The sequence below is a fragment of the Thiocapsa marina 5811 genome (genome assembly GCF_000223985.1).
Taxonomy (GTDB): Bacteria; Pseudomonadota; Gammaproteobacteria; order Chromatiales; family Chromatiaceae; genus Thiocapsa; species Thiocapsa marina.
The window spans coordinates 65,947-84,416 of the sequence record NZ_AFWV01000021.1 but is presented as its reverse complement, the minus strand read 5'-3'; the positions used below and the strand labels follow the sequence as shown (position 1 = coordinate 84,416).

Annotated in this window: 16 protein-coding genes and 1 tRNA gene; 6 read left to right on the top strand and 11 right to left on the bottom strand. The window is 61.1% G+C overall.

The genetic code is table 11. The annotated features are described in order from the left end of the window. Window positions 1-45: 45 nt before the first annotated feature. The 7 genes from THIMADRAFT_RS22620 to THIMADRAFT_RS22590 all read right to left on the bottom strand — a co-directional run bounded on the left by THIMADRAFT_RS22620 (window position 46) and on the right by THIMADRAFT_RS22590 (window position 8,720). The gene (locus tag THIMADRAFT_RS22620; RefSeq protein ID WP_007195461.1) at window positions 46-897 is read right to left on the bottom strand and encodes a hypothetical protein; all 852 of its coding nucleotides are present in this window, start codon (window positions 895-897) and stop codon (window positions 46-48) included. Beyond that, a complete protein-coding gene (locus tag THIMADRAFT_RS22615) occupies window positions 894-1,379 on the bottom strand; it encodes a hypothetical protein (protein ID WP_007195460.1) in 486 nt (161 codons plus the stop codon). The genes THIMADRAFT_RS22620 and THIMADRAFT_RS22615 overlap by 4 nt, the downstream gene beginning before the upstream one ends. 14 nt (window positions 1,380-1,393) lie before the next feature. Next, window positions 1,394-2,245 (bottom strand): DUF4007 family protein, encoded by an 852-nt coding sequence (locus THIMADRAFT_RS22610; protein ID WP_007195459.1) that lies wholly within the window; start codon window positions 2,243-2,245, stop codon window positions 1,394-1,396. Between the two features lie 213 nt (window positions 2,246-2,458). After that, on the bottom strand, window positions 2,459-3,256 hold the full coding sequence (locus tag THIMADRAFT_RS22605) for a phosphoadenosine phosphosulfate reductase family protein (protein ID WP_007195458.1): 798 nt from the start codon (window positions 3,254-3,256) through the stop codon (window positions 2,459-2,461). Next, window positions 3,249-6,761, bottom strand: coding sequence for a hypothetical protein (locus tag THIMADRAFT_RS22600; protein WP_199484285.1), 3,513 nt, complete (start codon window positions 6,759-6,761; stop codon window positions 3,249-3,251). Before THIMADRAFT_RS22600 ends, THIMADRAFT_RS22605 begins: the two co-directional genes overlap by 8 nt. Window positions 6,762-6,826: 65 nt before the next feature. Further along, the gene (locus tag THIMADRAFT_RS22595) at window positions 6,827-7,783 is read right to left on the bottom strand and encodes an Rpn family recombination-promoting nuclease/putative transposase (protein WP_007195456.1); all 957 of its coding nucleotides are present in this window, start codon (window positions 7,781-7,783) and stop codon (window positions 6,827-6,829) included. 34 nt (window positions 7,784-7,817) lie between these two features. Beyond that, complete coding sequence (locus THIMADRAFT_RS22590; protein ID WP_007195455.1) at window positions 7,818-8,720, bottom strand: DUF4007 family protein; 903 nt, start codon at window positions 8,718-8,720, stop codon at window positions 7,818-7,820. A gap of 273 nt (window positions 8,721-8,993) precedes the next feature. On the opposite strand from THIMADRAFT_RS22590, the gene THIMADRAFT_RS22585 reads away from it, so the two are divergent. Continuing rightward, window positions 8,994-9,191, top strand: coding sequence for a hypothetical protein (locus THIMADRAFT_RS22585; protein ID WP_007195454.1), 198 nt, complete (start codon window positions 8,994-8,996; stop codon window positions 9,189-9,191). Between the two features lie 190 nt (window positions 9,192-9,381). Here the strand turns inward: THIMADRAFT_RS22585 and THIMADRAFT_RS22580 are convergent, their stop codons facing one another. From THIMADRAFT_RS22580 to soxB, 4 genes are all read right to left on the bottom strand, one after another. Beyond that, a complete protein-coding gene (locus THIMADRAFT_RS22580) occupies window positions 9,382-10,533 on the bottom strand; it encodes a cysteine desulfurase family protein (protein WP_007195453.1) in 1,152 nt (383 codons plus the stop codon). Window positions 10,534-10,858: 325 nt separating this feature from the next. Next, window positions 10,859-12,592 (bottom strand): cation acetate symporter, encoded by a 1,734-nt coding sequence (locus THIMADRAFT_RS22575; protein ID WP_007195452.1) that lies wholly within the window; start codon window positions 12,590-12,592, stop codon window positions 10,859-10,861. Continuing rightward, window positions 12,589-12,897: a DUF485 domain-containing protein gene (locus tag THIMADRAFT_RS22570; RefSeq protein WP_007195451.1), complete on the bottom strand. Its 309-nt coding sequence runs from the start codon at window positions 12,895-12,897 to the stop codon at window positions 12,589-12,591. The genes THIMADRAFT_RS22575 and THIMADRAFT_RS22570 overlap by 4 nt, the downstream gene beginning before the upstream one ends. Before the next feature lie 561 nt (window positions 12,898-13,458). Next, window positions 13,459-15,237, bottom strand: coding sequence for a thiosulfohydrolase SoxB (gene soxB / locus THIMADRAFT_RS22565; RefSeq protein ID WP_007195450.1), 1,779 nt, complete (start codon window positions 15,235-15,237; stop codon window positions 13,459-13,461). A 341-nt stretch (window positions 15,238-15,578) separates the two neighbouring features. Between soxB and soxX the strand changes: the two genes are divergently transcribed. The 5 genes from soxX (at window position 15,579) to THIMADRAFT_RS22540 (ending at window position 18,416) form a co-directional block, all read left to right on the top strand. Then, window positions 15,579-15,959: a sulfur oxidation c-type cytochrome SoxX gene (gene soxX / locus THIMADRAFT_RS22560; RefSeq protein ID WP_007195449.1), complete on the top strand. Its 381-nt coding sequence runs from the start codon at window positions 15,579-15,581 to the stop codon at window positions 15,957-15,959. Between the two features lie 26 nt (window positions 15,960-15,985). Then, entirely contained in the window at window positions 15,986-16,825 is an 840-nt protein-coding gene (gene soxA, locus THIMADRAFT_RS22555; protein WP_007195448.1) for a sulfur oxidation c-type cytochrome SoxA, read from the top strand. Between the two features lie 88 nt (window positions 16,826-16,913). Then, the gene (locus THIMADRAFT_RS22550) at window positions 16,914-17,465 is read left to right on the top strand and encodes a hypothetical protein (RefSeq protein WP_007195447.1); all 552 of its coding nucleotides are present in this window, start codon (window positions 16,914-16,916) and stop codon (window positions 17,463-17,465) included. Window positions 17,466-17,532: 67 nt separating this feature from the next. Then, window positions 17,533-18,207, top strand: a complete 675-nt coding sequence (locus THIMADRAFT_RS22545) for a rhodanese-like domain-containing protein (RefSeq protein ID WP_007195446.1) — start codon at window positions 17,533-17,535, stop codon at window positions 18,205-18,207. A 124-nt stretch (window positions 18,208-18,331) separates the two neighbouring features. Continuing rightward, window positions 18,332-18,416: transfer RNA gene (locus THIMADRAFT_RS22540), tRNA-Leu, on the top strand. Window positions 18,417-18,470 lie beyond the last annotated feature (54 nt).

Below are 18,470 nucleotides of genomic sequence, written 5' to 3'. Positions count from 1 at the left end.
AACGCACTTTTCATACAAGATGGCTGAGGTAAAATGCCTTACTTGTTAGTGAATCGTTACTAAGTTCTCTATGGCATAGCCGAACTCGTCCCAGATGACCGCGATCCCGTTGAAGCCATGCTCACGCTTAAGCACCATGGCCGCCTCAAGGAATGCGTCCGTAACGCCCATTCCACCAAAAGCTTGCGGATCGAATAACGCACCTGCAGACACCTTCGGATGCCAGGATTTGAAAGCATCCAAAGCATCCGGATCGAATGCGAGTAATTGGCTTTCCAATTCCTCCGGATTAAAGGCGGCACTTTGGATGCTCCAGTGCGCAAGCGGACGCGAACGGTAATCCGGATGAAGCTCAAGAATGAGCTTGAGACGATCGAGAGCGGCGTTGAACTCTGTTTTGGGCATAATCTCGTTTGGATCCAGCCCAGGCGTACTGATAAGGGTTTGATACAACCCTTCAAGCAATGAATTCTGCAATGTCGGCGCAGGAGAGCCGTAAAGCGTTACGACTAAATAGGGGCGAGAATCCGCATCATTGCTGGCATGGAAGGTTGTCTCGAGCGCTTCGGCGAGCTTCGACTCGCCAAGGTTCCTGAGTCGATCCAGAAAGCCATGCATCGCCTTGCTGCTCATGCCGCGACGCAGAAGCTCGCCGACTAGAACCCCGAGGTGGCTTTTCCCAGACCCATAGACGCCATGCCAAATCATCGCGCGACGCTGCTGCGGAGCGTTAGCGAGCACGGCCTTTTGCACATTCCAAAGAATCGCCAGGGAGGAATGTGTCGGCGTGAAGGCATCGACCAAATTCTCTGCATGGGCGAGCAAGCCATCATCTAAACGAATCGCGGCGTCGCGGCGTGAATGATCGACCCGTATGAGATCAGATAGCCTGGTCATTCAAAAAACTCCTTGAGGTGGTCGACTGGCTGATGCCGTGAGACCCATATCGACACTGTCAGACCGGATAATTTATAGGGAACGAAACTGATTCGCAGATGCTTGATGAGCGCAGGTGTCGAAACGGCGATAGAGATGATCTCGTGGCGACCAAAAGCATCGGCGAGCGCATTCCAAAATGTCGTTTCGTCAAGCTCTGACCAATCGATCATCCATTCCGTCGGCTTGACGATCACCAAGCCATTTGGTCGCAGTGTAAATACACTTCTCATCCAATCACGTCGCGTGCATGGGATGGTCGGCGCCCCATTAACATCCGGACGACGCCAAACGTTGTGATCCAGACAGACGGCCTCGACCTGGATGACTAGTTGGTCCAAATCGGACTCGGACTCAAGTGCTAACACAAGTCCTTGGTAACGTTCGAGGCGATGCGCGTTTAGGAGCCCCGTCAGCACGACGTTCACATTTTCTCTGTCCATGATTCGATCCTCGCTCAGATCCACGTATCCTCGCATTCAAGCAAAAGATGGAGCAAAGTCTGGGGGGGATTCAGCTTATCCCCGAAATGAATCGAATCGAGGTCTTTGCCTTCGGTGAATGTAAAATGCGACTGCCAGGCAGGCGATCTAGTGAGTTCGCGAAGACGCCTGCGAAAGTCGGTAACCGACAAGCAAATGAAGTGATGGAACCCGGAATCAATAAGCTCACGAAAGTTAACTGTAATTCGGGTCGGAAATCTACTCTTTCGAGCTAAGGCGAGAGCGTATATGATCGTTTGATCCGTAACTTTAGGGTCACCCAATTTCAACTTATTCTTATTTTCTAGAAAATCGATAAGACCTAGATCAGTCAGTGGACTTTCCCCTGTGAACATTCTAATGACACCCTCGAGATTGGTTTTCACGCTGGCATTTGCAATGGGATCCCCGTTGTCGTCTTTAATCATTCCAGCCAATTTCGAGATCAAGACATCATCTTGAGCGACATAGTCAGCGGCCGCACCTAGCAATAGAAAGAATGCGTGATAAGGTTCACAGCGCTCTGAGAAGCATATATTTAAATGCAGACTCCACCATGAGCCTGCCCTCTCCATCTTAGGATCATTTGTGAGCAGACGCTGTCCGTAATCCGTCAAGAAATACTGCCGCCCATCATTTTTGATGACTCCTCCCGCAAGCAGCCATCCACGAATCGAAGATAAAACATTTTTGCCGGATATGAACGCGACCCGCGCTTCTCGCATTCTACTTGTGCTAAAAACGTCCGGCTTATTAGGTATGATGCTCAAAGCCGTAGTGAGTCGCTGTTTTGAAAGGTTGAAGGTCTGAGTGTCTATCAACGCCATGAGCCGGTTCCTCTTGTACTCTCGAACTTTAAAATCTTATACGCTTTAAGAAAATCCGCATTCCGCTCAGTCGGAAAATTCAGGAAGCGGAGGCTCTTCACATGTGATGTTTTTAATTGGCATGACAGATACTTTCTCGCTAATTCAGTGACGCTTGTCAGCACGACTCTAGTCTTAGGACCAGCCATGCGATGCAAGAATTTATCTGAGTTATTACAAGGTGCAGATCAGACAACTTTCATCCGAATCTTTATCGTCATCCGAGTCGGAGAATCGATCAATCAATTTTTTCGACCGAGGCGTTGTCTTTTTTTGCTCCGGTGCGGACTCGGCACGATTCACAATGTCGTCTAACGTCCCAGCCTGGCTCCAGGTGTAGACTTTTCCGGACTCGCCTTCTCCTTTCTCGTATTCCTTGGCGCGTTCGTAGAGGTCCGGGTGATGCTTCTTGAGGCCGACCCATTCCTCGCGGCGCTGGAAGAAGCAAAAGTAACACCCGGATCGGCTTCGCCAACTGTAATATTTCGGAAGGCCCAATCCAGACTCCTCCAAGATTTGAGTGATGTCTTCCTTGTTGAGCCCATCGTCCTTGAAGGGGAAACATGTCTTGATGTTTGGCTTAGTCGACAGGTACCCCGCGCGGGAGGGCTCGTCGGCGCGAATCGCGATATAGGAAATGACCTCGTCGTTACCGACATAGTTTTCAAAAGGGAGCAGCTTCAGATTGATCGTGCACCAGCGCTGTCGCGGCGAAGGCAAATAGTTGTTGTGGAGCTTGAGATAGTAGTCAAAATCGCGTCGCGCATTCAGCTTGGCAATCGGCTTCCCCAAATAATCCTCCAACAGATCGATATACTCCAATGTCTCGGGAAGCTCAGCCCCGGTATCCGCAAAGAAGTATTCCATTTCGGGGATGCGGTCGCGCAGATAGATGGCGAGGGCGGAGCTGTCCTTACCGCCGGATAGACCGAGGAGATGACGGACGGGCTTGGCGGGTTTCTCGTCATTCATGGGCGGTTTCTCCTGATGGTTCGGTTCGGGTAAATCGCTCCCAGAGCATGGCGAGGACGGCGAGTCGATCGCTCTCGGCGACATCGGCGAGTGTCGCGGCGATGCATTCGGCGCGGGCGGTGGCGGATCTGCGCTGCGCATCCGAGAGATGGATGACGCGCGTGATCTCGCCATGCCGGCTGTCGACGGTCTTCATGAGCAGCGGATCGCCGTTGTGTGCGCCTTCGTCGGGATCGCGGTTATTGACCTTGCCGAGTCGGAGTCGTTCGAGATCCTGTAACTGATTGCCGAGATCGCGCAGACGCAGCTCGGCGAGTCGACGGGTCTCCTCGTGCCACTTGGTCGGGGGCATCTTGCCGAGCAGGGTCGCAACGGATTCCAGCCACGCCTGGTCGGAGTCGTGCACGGTCTCGCAGAGACGGCGGATCAGTGCGCCAAGGCCCATGCGGTCGGGTGTGAGCCGATCCAGCCCCTGATAACGCTCGGTCACGGCGGCGCGCAGGGCCGCGAGATCCGTCACCGGTGCGGCGATCAGCACGCGAGCGAGCTCGGCCTGCCAGTGTTCGAGCAGGGTCGGATAGGCGTCGTTGAGCTCCTTGAAGACTTCACGGAGCCGCACGATGAAGGGCTCGACCCGCACCGGATCGACCGTCGTGAAGTCGTCGATGGCGATGCCGCAGGCGCGCGGAAGTGCTTCGAACAGCAGGGCTCCGGGGCTGCGCGCGCCCTGAAAGGCGTCGCGTACCTGCACCGCCTCGGGGCTGAGGGTCTTGCAGCGCTGGGTGTACTCGGGCAAGCCGGAGATAAAGCGCACCAGCGGACGCACGATATCGAGCAGGGTTGCGTCCGCGCGAACACGTCCGACGATGTCTTTGATGTAGCGATCGAAGATCTCGCCGCGCAGTCCGCCGAGATCGAAGCGTTCCAGGGCAAAAAGCTCGGGGCGCCGACACAGCAGCTCGGCTTGCTCGACCGTCAGCTCTTCGCAGAAGGCGCCTTCCTGATAGAAGGCCACCTCGCGGCGATTCGCCTGAAGATAGGCGATGATCAAGACCGGCAGGGGGCCGAGCTTGGCGCCGAAGGGCGGGCGCTGGAGTCGGGAGTAGATCTCGGGCAAGCCGACCTGACGGTCGCCGGCCGTTCCGAGAATCTTTTCGATCTCTTCCCAGAGGGGTTTTAGACGACAGGGATCCGGGTCCGATGGGACATGGAGTGCGTAACCCGTCTCGCCGTCGCTGCGGCGATGCAGATGACTTTGCTTGAGCAGAGAGAGATACAGGCTCTTCTCCGCCGGTGTCTTCTCGATGCCGAGATCGGGCCGGTCGGGCGATTCGAGCATGGCGGCGATCAGACGCTTGCGGCCGAGATTGGCGCTCGGCGAGGGACGATCGCGGTTGATCAGCTCGTTGCGCAGACGCGGCGACTTCGGATAGCAGATGTTCTGCACCCAGGCCGAGAGCTTCACCTGGAGATCGCGACGATCGGTCACCGGACGCTCTTGGGCCGGACGCTCCCTGCCCTTCCAATACCAGCGCAGCGCCTCGGGCTCGTCGAGCAGGGCGCGGATGAGTTGCAGGGTCTCGATCTCGGCGTTGTTGAGCCAGGCGCGGTGCTCGCGTTGCGCGACCGGGTCGTGGTGGAGCGCGGCGTGGCGGGTCGGCAGCTCCTGCAAGGCGATCCATCGCGCAACCGATTCATGCAGACGCTCGGTGAAATGGCACACTGCGACGACGCTCCTGAAGGGTGCGCCCTCCAGGCTCGGCGCCTCGTGTGCTTCGGCGAGATAGAGCCAGAGATCAAGCGTGTCCCGGGCCGGGGGATCGGTCTCGATGGACTTCGGCGGCCAACGGTCCGCGGCGGTAAAGCGCGGCGTAAAGGCGCGGACCGTGCCGCTTTCGATGGTCGCTCGCCGCGCCACCAGCGGCCTCAGCGGGGCGAGCGTGTTTAGGGTGTCGACCAGAGAGAGCTGGACCTGCTCGGCGGTGGCCTCGCGCAGGGCGGCGGCGAGATCGAAATCGCTGCCTTGCCAGACCCGCCACTCTTGACTGTAGCTGCGGAAATGGATGGTGGAGACGGCTTCGAGCCGCTGCAGCAGCTCCGGCGCGGTCTGGTCGAACAGCAGGCGCAAGAGCGGCTCACTGGGCTTGAGCCCACGCTGCGCGCCGATGAGATTGAGCAGGCCGATGGTCTTGAGTAGATCCACGGCGGGGTCGTCCGGGGCGCTGTCGAAGCGCTCCAGCGCGGTGATGACCTCGACCCAACGGTGATAGGTCAAGGGGTCAGAGACGCTGCCGGATTGGTTGAGGATGAAGTAGTCGTAGAGTTCCCAGGGGCCGATCCAATCGCCCATCCGTAGGCGGCCGAGACGCTCGCGCAGGCCGAACGGCTCGGCGCTGCCGAGGTAGGAGAAGAGCGTCCGCTCGTTCTGCGCGACCTTCTGGCAGAGGGTCGGGAGGATGAGGAGCGTGATGGGGTGCAACGGGTAGCAGCGCTCGAAGAGAGCGCGGGCCTGCGTGGTGTCCAGACCGACGGGGAGCGCGCCGTGCTGCTCGAGCGCATCCGTGATTCGGTCGAGCTGTGCACGGAGGTTCGGCGCTAAGGGCGCGGTGCGCTCGAAGGCGGCACCGACGATACGCAGCGATTGCTCGGCCGGCTCGATGAAGGCGATGGATTCGAACCGGCCCTGGACCTTTTGCCATTCGTCGCGCAACTGTTTGCCGAGCCGCTGGCTGTAGTATTCGAATGCCTGATGCAGCATGACGAGCAGGTACAGCGGGGCAGCACTCTCGGCGTGTGCGTGCTCGGCGAGTAATTGCAGCAGATGGATCTCGCGATGCTGCGGGTGATAAGACTCGTATTCGAGAAACTTGCCGAGCTCGTCGATCTCGATCAGCACGCCCGATCCGCCGGCATGCGCCCACGCGCGCTGCACGCGTCCGACAAGGTGCAGGACATGGTCCATCGGCGTCCCGGGCTGGGCCGCGGAGAGGACGTCGTCGATCAACGCGGCAGGCAGGCCGGAGTGCTCGACGGCAAGCGCGAGGCCGAGCATCAACTGTCGAACGAGCGAGTCCGGGATGCCGTTGATGGCGACCCGCAGGAAACCGCGTCCGTTCGGTCGGGCGGTGCGAAAACGGGCGGCGAGATCGGGGTCGGCTGTTTCGAGCACCGCCATCGCCGCGGAATGCTGCTCGGCTTCGGGTTCCGACAAGACGGCAGCGGCGAAGAGGCCGAACACCGATTTGCCGGTGCCGTATGGGCCGATCAGCGCCACGGCACGCTGATGCGCACCTGCGGAAAGGCCGTCCGCCATGCGTCCAAGTGCCTGTATGGCGCGCGACGTCGGAACATAGGCACGGATCAGCTCCGGCGCATCGGCATCGCGCGTCAGGTTGATCGAGCGCGTGTAGGCGGTGCCGATGTGGATAACACGATCCAATGTGGTCACGTCGCGGTCCTTCTGGGCTTGTTGTCTCGCTGGTTGGATCAGGGTGTCAGGTTCCATGACACTTCGGACGGTGTCACTCTCGGCCCTGATCACCTTCGGAGCCTGTCAAGCGCCCTGTGTTTTCAATGTGCGCTCGGCAGATTGCGTATTGCCTGGATCTCTTCCAAGGACAGTTTGCTGATGTCGGCGATGGTGGCGTCGTCGAAATCGGTTTTCCGGATCAGCTCTAGGGCGGTTTCGCGGCGGCCTTCGTGTCGCCCTTCTTGTCGCCCTTCTTGTCGCCCCCGTTCAAGAATCTCCGCGTTCCATTGCTCGACGCGTTGCTGCAACATGACATGCACCTCGTTGTAGTCATCAATGCTCGGAAGTTGGATTCCGAGGCGCTTCTTGCGGATGAAGCTTCGGTAGATCCAGCGCCCGAAGGCGCGCTTGAGGCTGTCCAGCGCGGAGCTGTCCAACAGCTCGACGAGGCGCGCATAGACGGCGAGCCAAGTTGCCTCGTCGCGTGCCTTCTCCAGGCGGAACAACGCCGCCACCAGATTGCGCAACTCCGGCGGATAGGCGTCGTCGCGCGCGATCGCCCCCTCGTCCAACAACAGGTAGGACCATTGTGGCCGATAGCGTTCCAGTCCACCCGGAACGGGCTCGACCAGAGAGAACAGCTCGGTCTGCGCCGTCCAGCGGGGCTCGCCGTTGTAGAGCACGATCGGCAGCACCGGCGGCAAGCGCCCGCTCGGGCTCAATGCGGCTTGAGCGATCAGATCCTGGTAGAGCAGGGTCGCATAGTTGGCGATCCGCACTGCCATAAAGCGGTCTTCGGTGCTTTGAAACTCGATCAGCAAATAGATGTACAGCCAGCCGTCCGACCAGCGGACACGCCAGATCACGTCGTCCTCGCGGTCGCGGTAATCGTCCGTAACAAAGCTACCCTTGACGGACTCCAATGTACCGAGATCGATTGACTGCACCCAATCGTCCCGCACGAAGCCGGTCAACAGATCGCGAACCATCTCGACATGCGAGAACAGTTGCCGATAGCTGTGATCGTAATGCCGCGGCGCAGCGTGCTTGCGGGTCATCGGGATATCTCCGGGTCGACGCCGCCGAGCGCACTCATGCGGCGGCCCTTCCGCGGTAGTGCTGCGAGAGGATGTCGATCGGGTCGATCACCTCGCCGCGTCGGTAGAGCTGGTGCACGCCGGCGGTGTCGCGTAGCTCGTAGCTGCGCGGATCCTGCTCGATGACGCGGGCGAGTCCGGTCATCAGGCCGTCTTCGGTCAGACGGAAGGCCGCGCCGGGTGCGGCCCAGCCCTCGTCGCTGTAGAGGACGACGCGTATCGGCAGGGCCGGCTGCTGCGGCTGCGCGCCGAAGCGTTGGGCGAGCGCGAACTGCAGGGCAACCGGCGGCAGTGCCGGGCGTGCGCCTCGCAGGCTGCGAAAACCGGCATCGGGATCGCTCTCGACGAGCCCGAGCTGCGCGAAGGGCGAGTCGAGATGCTCGTCGGTGCGCCCCGCCTCGGCGGCGTACATGCGCAGCAGCGTGGAGATGTCGGATTTCAGTGTGCTCGCCGATCGCGGTGCCTTCAGCTCCTGCTCGGAGAACTCGCCGATGGCGCGCAGGGCATCGGAATCCCGAAAACGCGGCATGGGGAAGCGGTTGAAGAACCAGAAGAAGCCGGTCGCGGACTCGGCGTTGGAGGCGATCAACCAGTGAAGGATCCAGAGTGTGGCGTCGTCTTCAAGATAGGGGTCGCCGCGTGTGCCGAGCAAGGTCGTACCCAGTCGGGTCGGCTTGCCGCGTCCGCCGTCGAAGGTGACCAATCCGGTGACCTGCAACCAGTATTGGATGGCGTTGACCATGTTGCGCCCGACACCGAGCCGAATCATGGCATCTTCGGGCCGGGCAAAGATCTCGGGGTCGTCCGTCAGCGCTTCGAAGCCTTTCGGCAGCCAGCCGTAGCGCAGCGGAAAGGTCTCGTGGCGCCCGAAGGTGGCCTTGGCGCGATTGAGCTTCATGGGGCGGAGGGTTTCACGAGGCGGGTCAACATCAGTGTTGAGAGGCGGTTCCTAAGCAGGGCCCGTTCGAACGGACTCTGCAACGTCTTGAGCGGAGATTACACGAACCCGGAGGCGGCGCCAAGGTACACGGGGGTGACGATCTCGACCCTTTGAGATCGTCGGACGACGCTCCCGGTCATGCGGCGCCGTGTCGGGTGGTCATCGCGTACGCTTGGCAGTTGCCGGGCTTCGGTCTAATGTCGTGCCTGTTCCCGGGAATGGAGATCAGTCATGTACGAGAAAATGAAGCCGGATGTCTTGGCGCGTTTGTTCCAACAACGCAGTCAGGCGCGGCTTATTCGCTTCGACGAACAGACGGTGCCAGGCACAGCGTTGAATGACTTGAACCCTAAACTCTGGAACCGATTCAAGACCGTGATCTCGCCTAAGGACGATCGGGAATTTCTGGAAAACCGGAATTCAGGCTGATCGATGATGCCGAGCTCAAACTGACGATCTTTGCGGCGCCTTCCCCCCATGGCGAGGATTGAGGCGATTTCCGTGAATAGGCGTCCCGACTGCGGATACCGGGAAGGCCTGTAGGGGTGAATTCATTCGCTCATACTGGCAGGGCGATGCGCGAGAGAGTCCGGACGCAGATCGGTCCCGAGGACGCCGGCTAATCTTCCATGGCGCGAATACGGGCGATGGCCTGGCGAAAGGCTGCCGCGGCTTGGTCGATCTCGGCCTCTGTGTGGTCGCGGCCGAAGCTGATCCGGACGGCTCCGTAAAGCGTCCCCTCCTCGACCCCCATCGCACGTAAGACGTGAGAGGGCTCGACGGCGCCGGAGGAGCAGGCGGATCCGGAGCCGATCGCGATCTCCTCGGCGAGCTGATTGATGAGTGCGTCGCTCGGCACGCCCTCGAAGGAGATGTTGAGGATGTAGGGCGATGTCCGGGACGGGTCGCCGTTGATGTGAACGCGAAGATCCTCCCCGAGGCGCTGCAGAAACCGCTGTTTGAGTGCGGCCACGTGTCGGAGATCCTGATCGCGAGGTGCTGCAACGCGGGTGAGCGCGCTGCTCAGGCCGATGATCTGATGGGTCGCGAGTGTCCCGGGGCGTAGTCCATACTCTTGGCTTCCGCCGTCCATGAGCGGGCGAATCCGGACATGCCGGCGGTCGCGCACGACGAGACAGCCGACGCCTTTTGGACCGTAGAACTTGTGCGCGGAGAGCGACAGGAGGTCGATCGGCGTCTGCGTGAGGTCGATCGCGAACTTTCCTGCGCCTTGCGCCGCATCGACATGAAAGAGGACGCCGGCCTCCGCGACCGCGGCGGCGACCTCCGCGATCGGCTGCATGACGCCGGTCTCGTTGTTGGTGTGCATCAGCGAGACCAGCAGGGTATCCGGACGCAGGGCTGCGACGATGGACTCGGGAGTGACCCAGCCGCCGCGGCTCGGCTTCACATACGTGGTTTCGACGCCGTCGGACTCCAACGCCCGACAACAGGCGAGTACGGCCTTGTGTTCGATCGCGGAGGTGATCAGATGTCGCCCCTGCGCACGGTATCCCAAGGCGATGCCGCGCAGCGCGAGGTTGTTCGCCTCGGTTGCGCCGGCCGTGAAGATGACCTCGTCGGTGTCGCACCCAAGCTCTGCGGCGACCGTCGCGCGCGCGGCCTCTATCGTTTTCGCTGCGTCCCGGCCTTGCGGGTGGGTTGTCGAGGAGGGATTGCCGGGGACGTTGCGCAGGACATCGATCATGTCCTCGATGACCTCGGGGTCAACCGCAGTGGTCGCGGCGGTATCGAAGTAGAGTGGCTGCATGGTGTTTGGCTGATGGCGTGTTGGGTGTCGAGATCGACAGGTCGCCGTTCGGGGCAGCCAAGTAAGCCTTAGGTGTGGTCAGTACGCAAGGCACCGGGTGTCCGTTGATCTGCGCTCGGCAGGTCAACGGACACCCGGCGGCTTGTGAATGCCCCGCAGCGCGGGGAGGCGTTGGAGCGGGGAGGATGGGTTTCGCTGTGCTTTACCCATCCTGCGGCGCTGGAGCGGGGAGGATGGGTTTCGCTTTGCTCTACCCATCCTACGGCGTTGGAGTGGGGAGGATGGGTTTCGCTGCGCTCTACCCATCCTACGTTTTCATCGCCGGTTAGTGGCTTGCCGCGCCTTCTGCGCCGATGCCGGTTTCGCAACGGATCCGCTGGGCGGCATAGGCTGCCCGATCGATCTTGGCGCGCTCGGAGTTGTCGAGGATCGAGAAGAACCAGATGCAGAAGAAGGCGATCGGGATCGAGATGATCGCCGGGTTGTCGAGGGGGATGAGCCCGACCGGAACCGCAACACCCTCTGCATTGACCGCCGTGAAGCCGAGTACGTCGCCCCACACCGCCTTGGAGACGATCGTGAGACCGACCGCGCTGAAGAGCCCGGCGAAACCGCCGATCATCGCACCGCGCGTGGTCATCTTGCCCCAGAAGATCGAGGCCACCAGCACGGGGAAGTTCGCGCTTGCCGCGATCGCGAAGGCCAAACCGACCATGAAGGCGACGTTCTGGGTCTCGAACGCGATGCCCAGACCGATCGCGAGCACGCCGAGGCATAGCGTTGCGATACGCGAGACGCGGATCTCGGTCGTCTCGTTGCTGCGACCGCGCGCGATGACGTTGGCGTAGAGGTCATGCGAGATCGCCGATGCGCCGGCGAGGGTCAGACCCGCGACCACGGCGAGGATGGTCGCGAAGGCAACAGCCGAGATGAAGCCCAGGAAGAGATTTCCGCCGACCGCTTCGGCCAGGTTGATGGCGACCATGTTGGTGCCGCCCAACAGGCCGGTAATCAACTGGTCCTTGATCACGGTGCCGTCTGCAGCGAGTGCCTCGGGCTTGAAGAATTGCGGGTTCTGCGACAACAACACGATCGCGGCGAAGCCGATGATGAAGGTCAGGATGTAGAAATAGCCGATGAAGCCCGTGGCGTAGAAGACCGACTTGCGGGCCTCTTTGGCATTCGGCACGGTGAAGAATCGCATCAGGATGTGCGGCAGACCGGCGGTACCGAACATGAGGGCCAGACCCAAAGAGATGGCGTTGATCGGATCCTTGACCAGAGAGCCGGGACCCATGATGGCGTCGCCCTTGGGACTGACTTCCACGGCTTGTCTGAACATCTCCTCCGGGGAGAAGTCGAAGGCGGCGAGCGCGGCTACCGCCATGAAGGTCGCGCCCGAGAGCAGCAAGACGGCCTTGATGATCTGTACCCAGGTCGTGGCGGTCATGCCGCCGAAGATGACGTAGGTCATCATCAGGAGCCCGACGGACACCACTGCAATCCAATAGTCCAGCCCGAACAGCAGCTGAATCAGCTTGCCTGCGCCGACCATCTGAGCGATCAGGTAGAAGGCGACCACGACCAACGACGAGATGGCCGCCATGGTGCGGATCTGGGTCTGACCGAAGCGGTACGAGGTGACGTCGGCAAAGGTGAACTTGCCGAGGTTGCGGATCTGCTCGGCCATGAGGAACATGATCACCGGCCAGCCGACCAGGAAGCCGATGGAATAGATCAGGCCGTCGTAGCCGGACGCGAACACCAGGCCGGAGATACCCAGGAAAGACGCCGCGGACATGAAGTCGCCGGCGATGGCGAGGCCGTTCTGCATGCCGGTGATGCCGCCGCCGGCGGTGTAGAAGTCACTCGCGGTGCGTGTCCGCTTCGACGCCCAGTAGGTGATGCCCAGGGTGGCGCCGACGAAGATGACGAACATGATGATGGCGGTCATGTTCACGCTGCTTTGAACGACCGTGCCGGTCAAGGCGGGCGCCGCGGCCAATCCGAAGGGTACCAGGAGGGCGGCAAGCACGCCCCACATTCCGAGACGTGTCATTCGAAATCCTCCTGGATCTCTTTGGTGAGACGATCGAACTGCCCGTTCGCACGAGCCACGTAGACGCCCGTGAGGATGAAGGCGCTCAAGATGATCAGGATGCCGACCGGCATGCCGACGGTCATGGTCCAGCCTTCGGCGACGGGAACGGCCAGCCATGCCGGCTCGAAAGCGATGACGAGGATGAAGCCGTAATAGATAATCAGGATGGCGGCGGTCAGGGTCCAAGCGAAGCGCTTACGCGCGCCGATCAGCTCCCGATAACGCGGATGTGCCGTGATGGCATCGACCGTGTGTTGCTTCATAGGGGTACCTTTGGAGGCGGTTGTTTTGATCGTCCGACGCGCGCCGGACGAGACACCATCGATCGGCATCGAAGAACGGCACGTGAGGTCCGGACCTGCGGCACCCGGGAGGTCTCGGCGGACAGGGGCGCAGTGTCCCCGATGGGATGATTCGATCAGGCGATCGCCGGGCTCGGGGAGCGCGCGATTGTGTGGGTCGGGGCAAGCTGAGTCAACGATCCAAGCATTCTTTCTATCTATCCGAAGAATAGTTAAATCAGGGTGCGCGGCGCGGGGCCTGTCTAGGAGTCCGGCCGAGGCCCGTTCAGCGCTGTTTTCGGAAACGTCGAGCTCGGCTCGGGCTGACCGACCGTCGGTCGAGCGGAAGAAGACGACTGCATGTCGTCGATCACCGGGTGTTGCCGTTGATGGCGGGTCTTCCGAGCAACGCATCGCGGCATCGCGCCGGAGACGTCACCGAGGGTGCGGGTTGCGGGAGCGCCCCGCGACGGACGCCTGAACGGGGCGATCCGCCGCGGGCCTGGCGCGGGGTCGAACGGCCTTGAGCCGCACCCCGCGGCGTTACATGAACGGATAGTCCGCGATACCCGGATTCCCCGCGACGTTCTTGAGCTTCGGCGTGTTGAGCTTGTCGATCTTGACCGTCTCGATATCGCGCAGATAGGTCGCGACCGTCTCCCAGATCGGTTCGCCCGGCGATTGACTGCCGACCGTCGCCCAGCCGGCGACCACGTAGGTCTTGTCGGCCTCGATCTTGGTGCCGTCGTCGAGCGCCATGTCCAGGATGCGATCGCCCATCGAGGCCGTCGGATCGCAGACATAGTCCAGCCCGCCGAGCCGCACCATGTCGCCGCCCTGCTGGACGTAAGGATCCGGGTTGAAGAGGTTGTCGCAGACGTCCTCGAGGATCAGCTTGATCTCGGCGCCGGTCATCTCGCGCCGGTAGGTCTCCGGGTAGGTGATGCAGGTCTGATCCATGACGTTGTCCATGGTGATCTTTTGACCGGGCAGCACGGTCGTACCCCATCGGAAGCCCGGCGACAGACTGATCTGGGCGTCGTTGACCTTGCGCAGCGCGTCGCAGATGACCTGATCGAATGTGCCGTTGAAGTTGCCGCGGCGGAATAGGGTTTCTTCGGCGGTCGCCAGCTCTTCTTCCAGCTGTGCCTTGTAGGGTGCACGCACGCCCGCGATGTAGTCGACCATCTCCGCATTCGGAGCAAGCAAATTGGAAAAGACGGGCAGCAAACGATAGCGGTAATCCTGCAGTTTGCCGTCCTTCACCTCCATGTCCATGACGCCGAGGAACTTGCCGTTGGAGCCTGCATTGGTCACCAGGGTCTTGCCCGAGGCATTCTCGACGATGGTCGGCGACGGCATGCCGTCGTGGGTGTGGCCGCCGAAGATGACGTCGATTCCGGTTACGCGCGAGGCCATCTTCAGGTCCACATCCATCCCGTTGTGCGATATGACGACGACCAGATCCGGCTTCTCGTCCTCGCGCACCCGGTCGACGACCTCCTGCATCGAGCCGTCATCGATTCCGAAGGTCCAATCGGGCATGAAGCGTTGCGGATTGGCGATCGGCGTATAGGGGAACGCTTGTCCGACCACCGCGACCTTCACGCCGCCGACCTCTTTGATGGTGTAGGGCTTGAAGGCCCGGCCGAGGTCCTCGTCGAAGCCGGGGAAGTCGGCGAAGCGGTAGTCGAAGAGAGCCTCTTCGCGCACCTTGACGTTCTGGGCCACGAAATCGCCCTTGAACTCTGCGATGTTCTTGATGACCTCTTCGTCCAGATAGGTGAATTCCCAGTGACCGGTCATGACGTCGACGCCGAGCAGATTGCAGGCGCCGACCATGTCCATGCCGCGCGTCCAGTAAGCGGTTCCCGAACCCTGCCAGGTGTCGCCGCCGTCGAGCAGCAGGCTGTTGCCGTCACCACGCTCGGCTCGGATCCGGTCCACGAGCGTCTTGAGGTGGGCGAATCCGCCGACCGATCCGTATTTCTCGGCGCCGGCGTCGAAATCGAGGAAGGTGAAGGCATGCGCCTCGATGCCGCCGGGATCGACCCCGAAGTGCTTCAGGAACGCCTCGCCGACCACATGCGGCGCCTGCCCGTAAGCCGGTCCGATGCCGATGTTGACGTTCGGCTCGCGGAAATAGACCGGGTTCAGCTGCGCGTGCGTGTCGGTGATGTGCAGGAGGGTCACGTTGCCGAATTTCGGAACCTCGTAGAGATCAGCCGGCATTCGCTTCGCTGCAAAGACCGACGAGGGGAACATACCGGCGGCACCGGCGATTCCCATGAGGCGCATGAATTCACGTCTTGAGAGTGACATTGGTTTTCGAATCCTCCGTTTGGCTGCAAGTGCGCCCCCTGCCACTGGGGCCGACGGCGTGGTGAAGCCTGAGTAGTATGCACGGTCATCGGTCCCGAATGCCATCGCCGAGCGAGCCCGCAGCGCGTCGAGTCGACGTTTCCGATGCCGCGCCCTGCATCGCACTTTGAGAGTCGGACATTTTCAATTCGACGTGCTAGGATGCCCCCCGACAGAACATCGCGGCGTCACCGAACGACCGCGGGAAGACCGCGCGACGACGCGGAGATCAGACAAGAAATCAGGCTTCGGAGCAATTCCGGGCCATGTCGTTACAGCAAAGACCTCAGGAGGCTACACGCATGCTGTCCTTACGCCCGATCCGAGCGAGCGCTATCGCTTTTGGTCTTGGATTATCCACACTCGCCGTCGTCGCTACGGCGGTCGACATGCCTCAACTCGAGCTCAACGGAGATGCCGCAGCGGGTAAAGCCGTTGCCGAGGATCGCGGCAAAGGCAACTGTGTTGCCTGCCACATGATCGTCGGTGCCGAGAGTCCCGGAGCCATCGGTCCGGCCTTGATCGCCATGCAAACCCGCTATCCGAGCAAGGAGGCGCTCGCTCGCCAGATCTGGGACGCGACCGTCAAGGCGCCGGAGGCCGCCATGCCGCCGTTCGGCAAGCATGAGATTCTGTCCAATCAGGAATTCGTCGACGTCGTCGAATACGTCTGGACACTCTAAAGAGCGACCTTCGGAGGCAACCAATAATGTCAAAGCTATCGCTTTCGTTCACCGTCGCGGGTCTCGCTTGTGCGCTCGCCGTTCCGGCTTTCGCATCGACACCCGAGGAAGATAAGGCGACCTTCCAAGCCTATTTCACCCAGCGCTTCCCGACCGTTCCGGTGCAGGATTTCGCCAACGGCGTCTACTCGGTGGACCCGGTGGGGCGCGAGAACTGGGAGGCGATCGAGGAATTCCCGCCCTACGAGAACGCTCTGAGTTCCGGCGAGGAAATGTGGAATACCCCGTTCGCCAACGGCAAAACCTATGCGGACTGCTTCCCGAATGGTCCGGCAATCGTCGCCGAGTATCCCTACTGGGACAAAGACCGCGGAATGGTCATCACCTTGCCGCTCGCCATCAACGAATGTCTGGAGGCCAATGGCGAGAAGCCGCTCAACCTCGCGAAGGGTCCGATGGCGGACATCACGGCCTACATGGCCTACGAGTCCCGCGGCCAAGTCACGAACATCGAGATTCCGGAGGATGATCCCCGCGCGCTGGCGGCCTACGAGGCAGGCAAGGAGTTTTACTTCGCACGTCGCGGCCAGTTCAACTTCTCGTGCAGCCATTGCCACTTCGGCAACTCGGGCACGACTCTCCGCACCGAGATCTTGAGCCCCGCCTTCGGTCACACCACACACTGGCCGGTCTATCGCTCGAAATGGGGCGAGATGGGCACGCTGCATCGCCGCTATAAAGGATGCAACGAGCAGGTCCGAGCAAAGGCGTTCCCCCTGCAGGGCGATGAATATCGAAACCTTGAATACTTCATGACCTACATGAACAACGGGCTGGAGCTCAATGGGCCCGGCGCACGAAAATAAGGCACGCCGATAACACCGACCGCTAAAGGCACGAGGGCGCGCCCCGCGCGCGCCCTCTTGGAGAGCGCACGAGAGGAGTCCAATTAAAATGTCGATTCGCAGTGTATTCAGAACGTTTCTCGTCGGAGCCCTGTTGGTCGCCTTGCCGATCACAAGTGCTTGGGCGACCCACAGGTCGGAAGCGGAGCAGGCGATCGAGGACGCGAAAGCCGCGCACGCTGCCGCCCAAACAGCAGGCGTTGCCTCGGAGGAGACCGCTTCGCTGATCGAAGAAGCCGAGGCGATCATGCCCGACCGTCAGTTCACGAAGGCGCGCGAGCTGGCCATGAAGGCCATGAAGCAGGACAACTTCGCCATCGAGCAGGCTCAAGGTGCGACCGTCGACACCGACGCGGCGAAACAGGCCGAAGCCGCAATCGCCGCAGCCGAGGCCGCGCGCAAGAAGGCGGGCTCGGTCGGTGGCGAGTGGCGCGACACCGGGAAGCTCATCACGGAGGCGCAGGACCTCGCCAAGTCAGGTGATTTCGCCGCCGCAACCGCTCTGGCCGACAAGGCACGGCGTCAAGGCGAAATGGGCTACGAGCAAGCCATCCGCGAGCAAGGGGCGACCTTCCCCACCTACGTGAAGAAACCGCAGTGACGGGATGACCGGGTCGAACCAGACCCGTGACGGCCGACCCTCTCAAATCGGAATAAGGAGACCAACGATGCCGAAACAGACCACCACAGCAACGCTCTTGATCGTCCTCGCAACCACCCTGCCCGGCACCCTGCTCGCGGCCGACAACCGGATCTCGCCAGACATCGAGAGTCTGGATGTCACCCACAACGGCCAGACCGTGACCATTCAACGCGGGCACGACCGCGACGCGACGCTTCCCGCGATGTTCCAAAAGACCGACCGAGGCTGCCCGCCCTTCTGCGTCCAGCCCATCGTCGCACTCCCGGGCGTCGGCACCATCGGAGAGCTCGAAGTCCTGGACTACCTGCGCCGCAAGTCCCAGGGCGACGACAGCATCCTCGTCGTCGACTCCCGCACCCCCGACTGGGTCATGCGCGGGACCATCCCCGGCGCGATGAACATCCCGTGGAACAATATCAGCTCGGATGCAGCCGGAACCTTCGAAACACCCGATCAAGCCGACGCCTTCAGGCAGATCCTCGCAGACGAGTTCGACGGCAGTTACAACGCCGAGACCGATACCTGGGATTTCACCGACGCGAAGACCCTCGTCCTCTTCTGCAACGGGATTTGGTGCGGACAGTCCACCGAGAACATCAAGACCCTCGTGGATCTCGGTTATCCGCTCCATAAGCTTAAGTGGTATCGCGGTGGAATGCAGGACTGGGTCAGCGTCGGCCTGACCACCGTCAAACCCTGAACGGTATCGTTGGTCGACCCTCGGGGGCGACCGGCGACATCACTCGAAAAGGCGCCTGCGGGCGCTTTTTTCCGTTCCAGCCAAAGTTCACGCTCTCGTCGGATCCGCAGTAGAATAGCGGCGCGCGCGGGTGGCGGAACTGGTAGACGCACTGGATTTAGGTTCCAGCGGAGCAATCCGTGGGGGTTCGAGTCCCCCCTCGCGCACCAACCTTTTTAAGGGCTTAGTTGATGGCACGGTTCGGGCGTCAGGCAAGTTGCTGG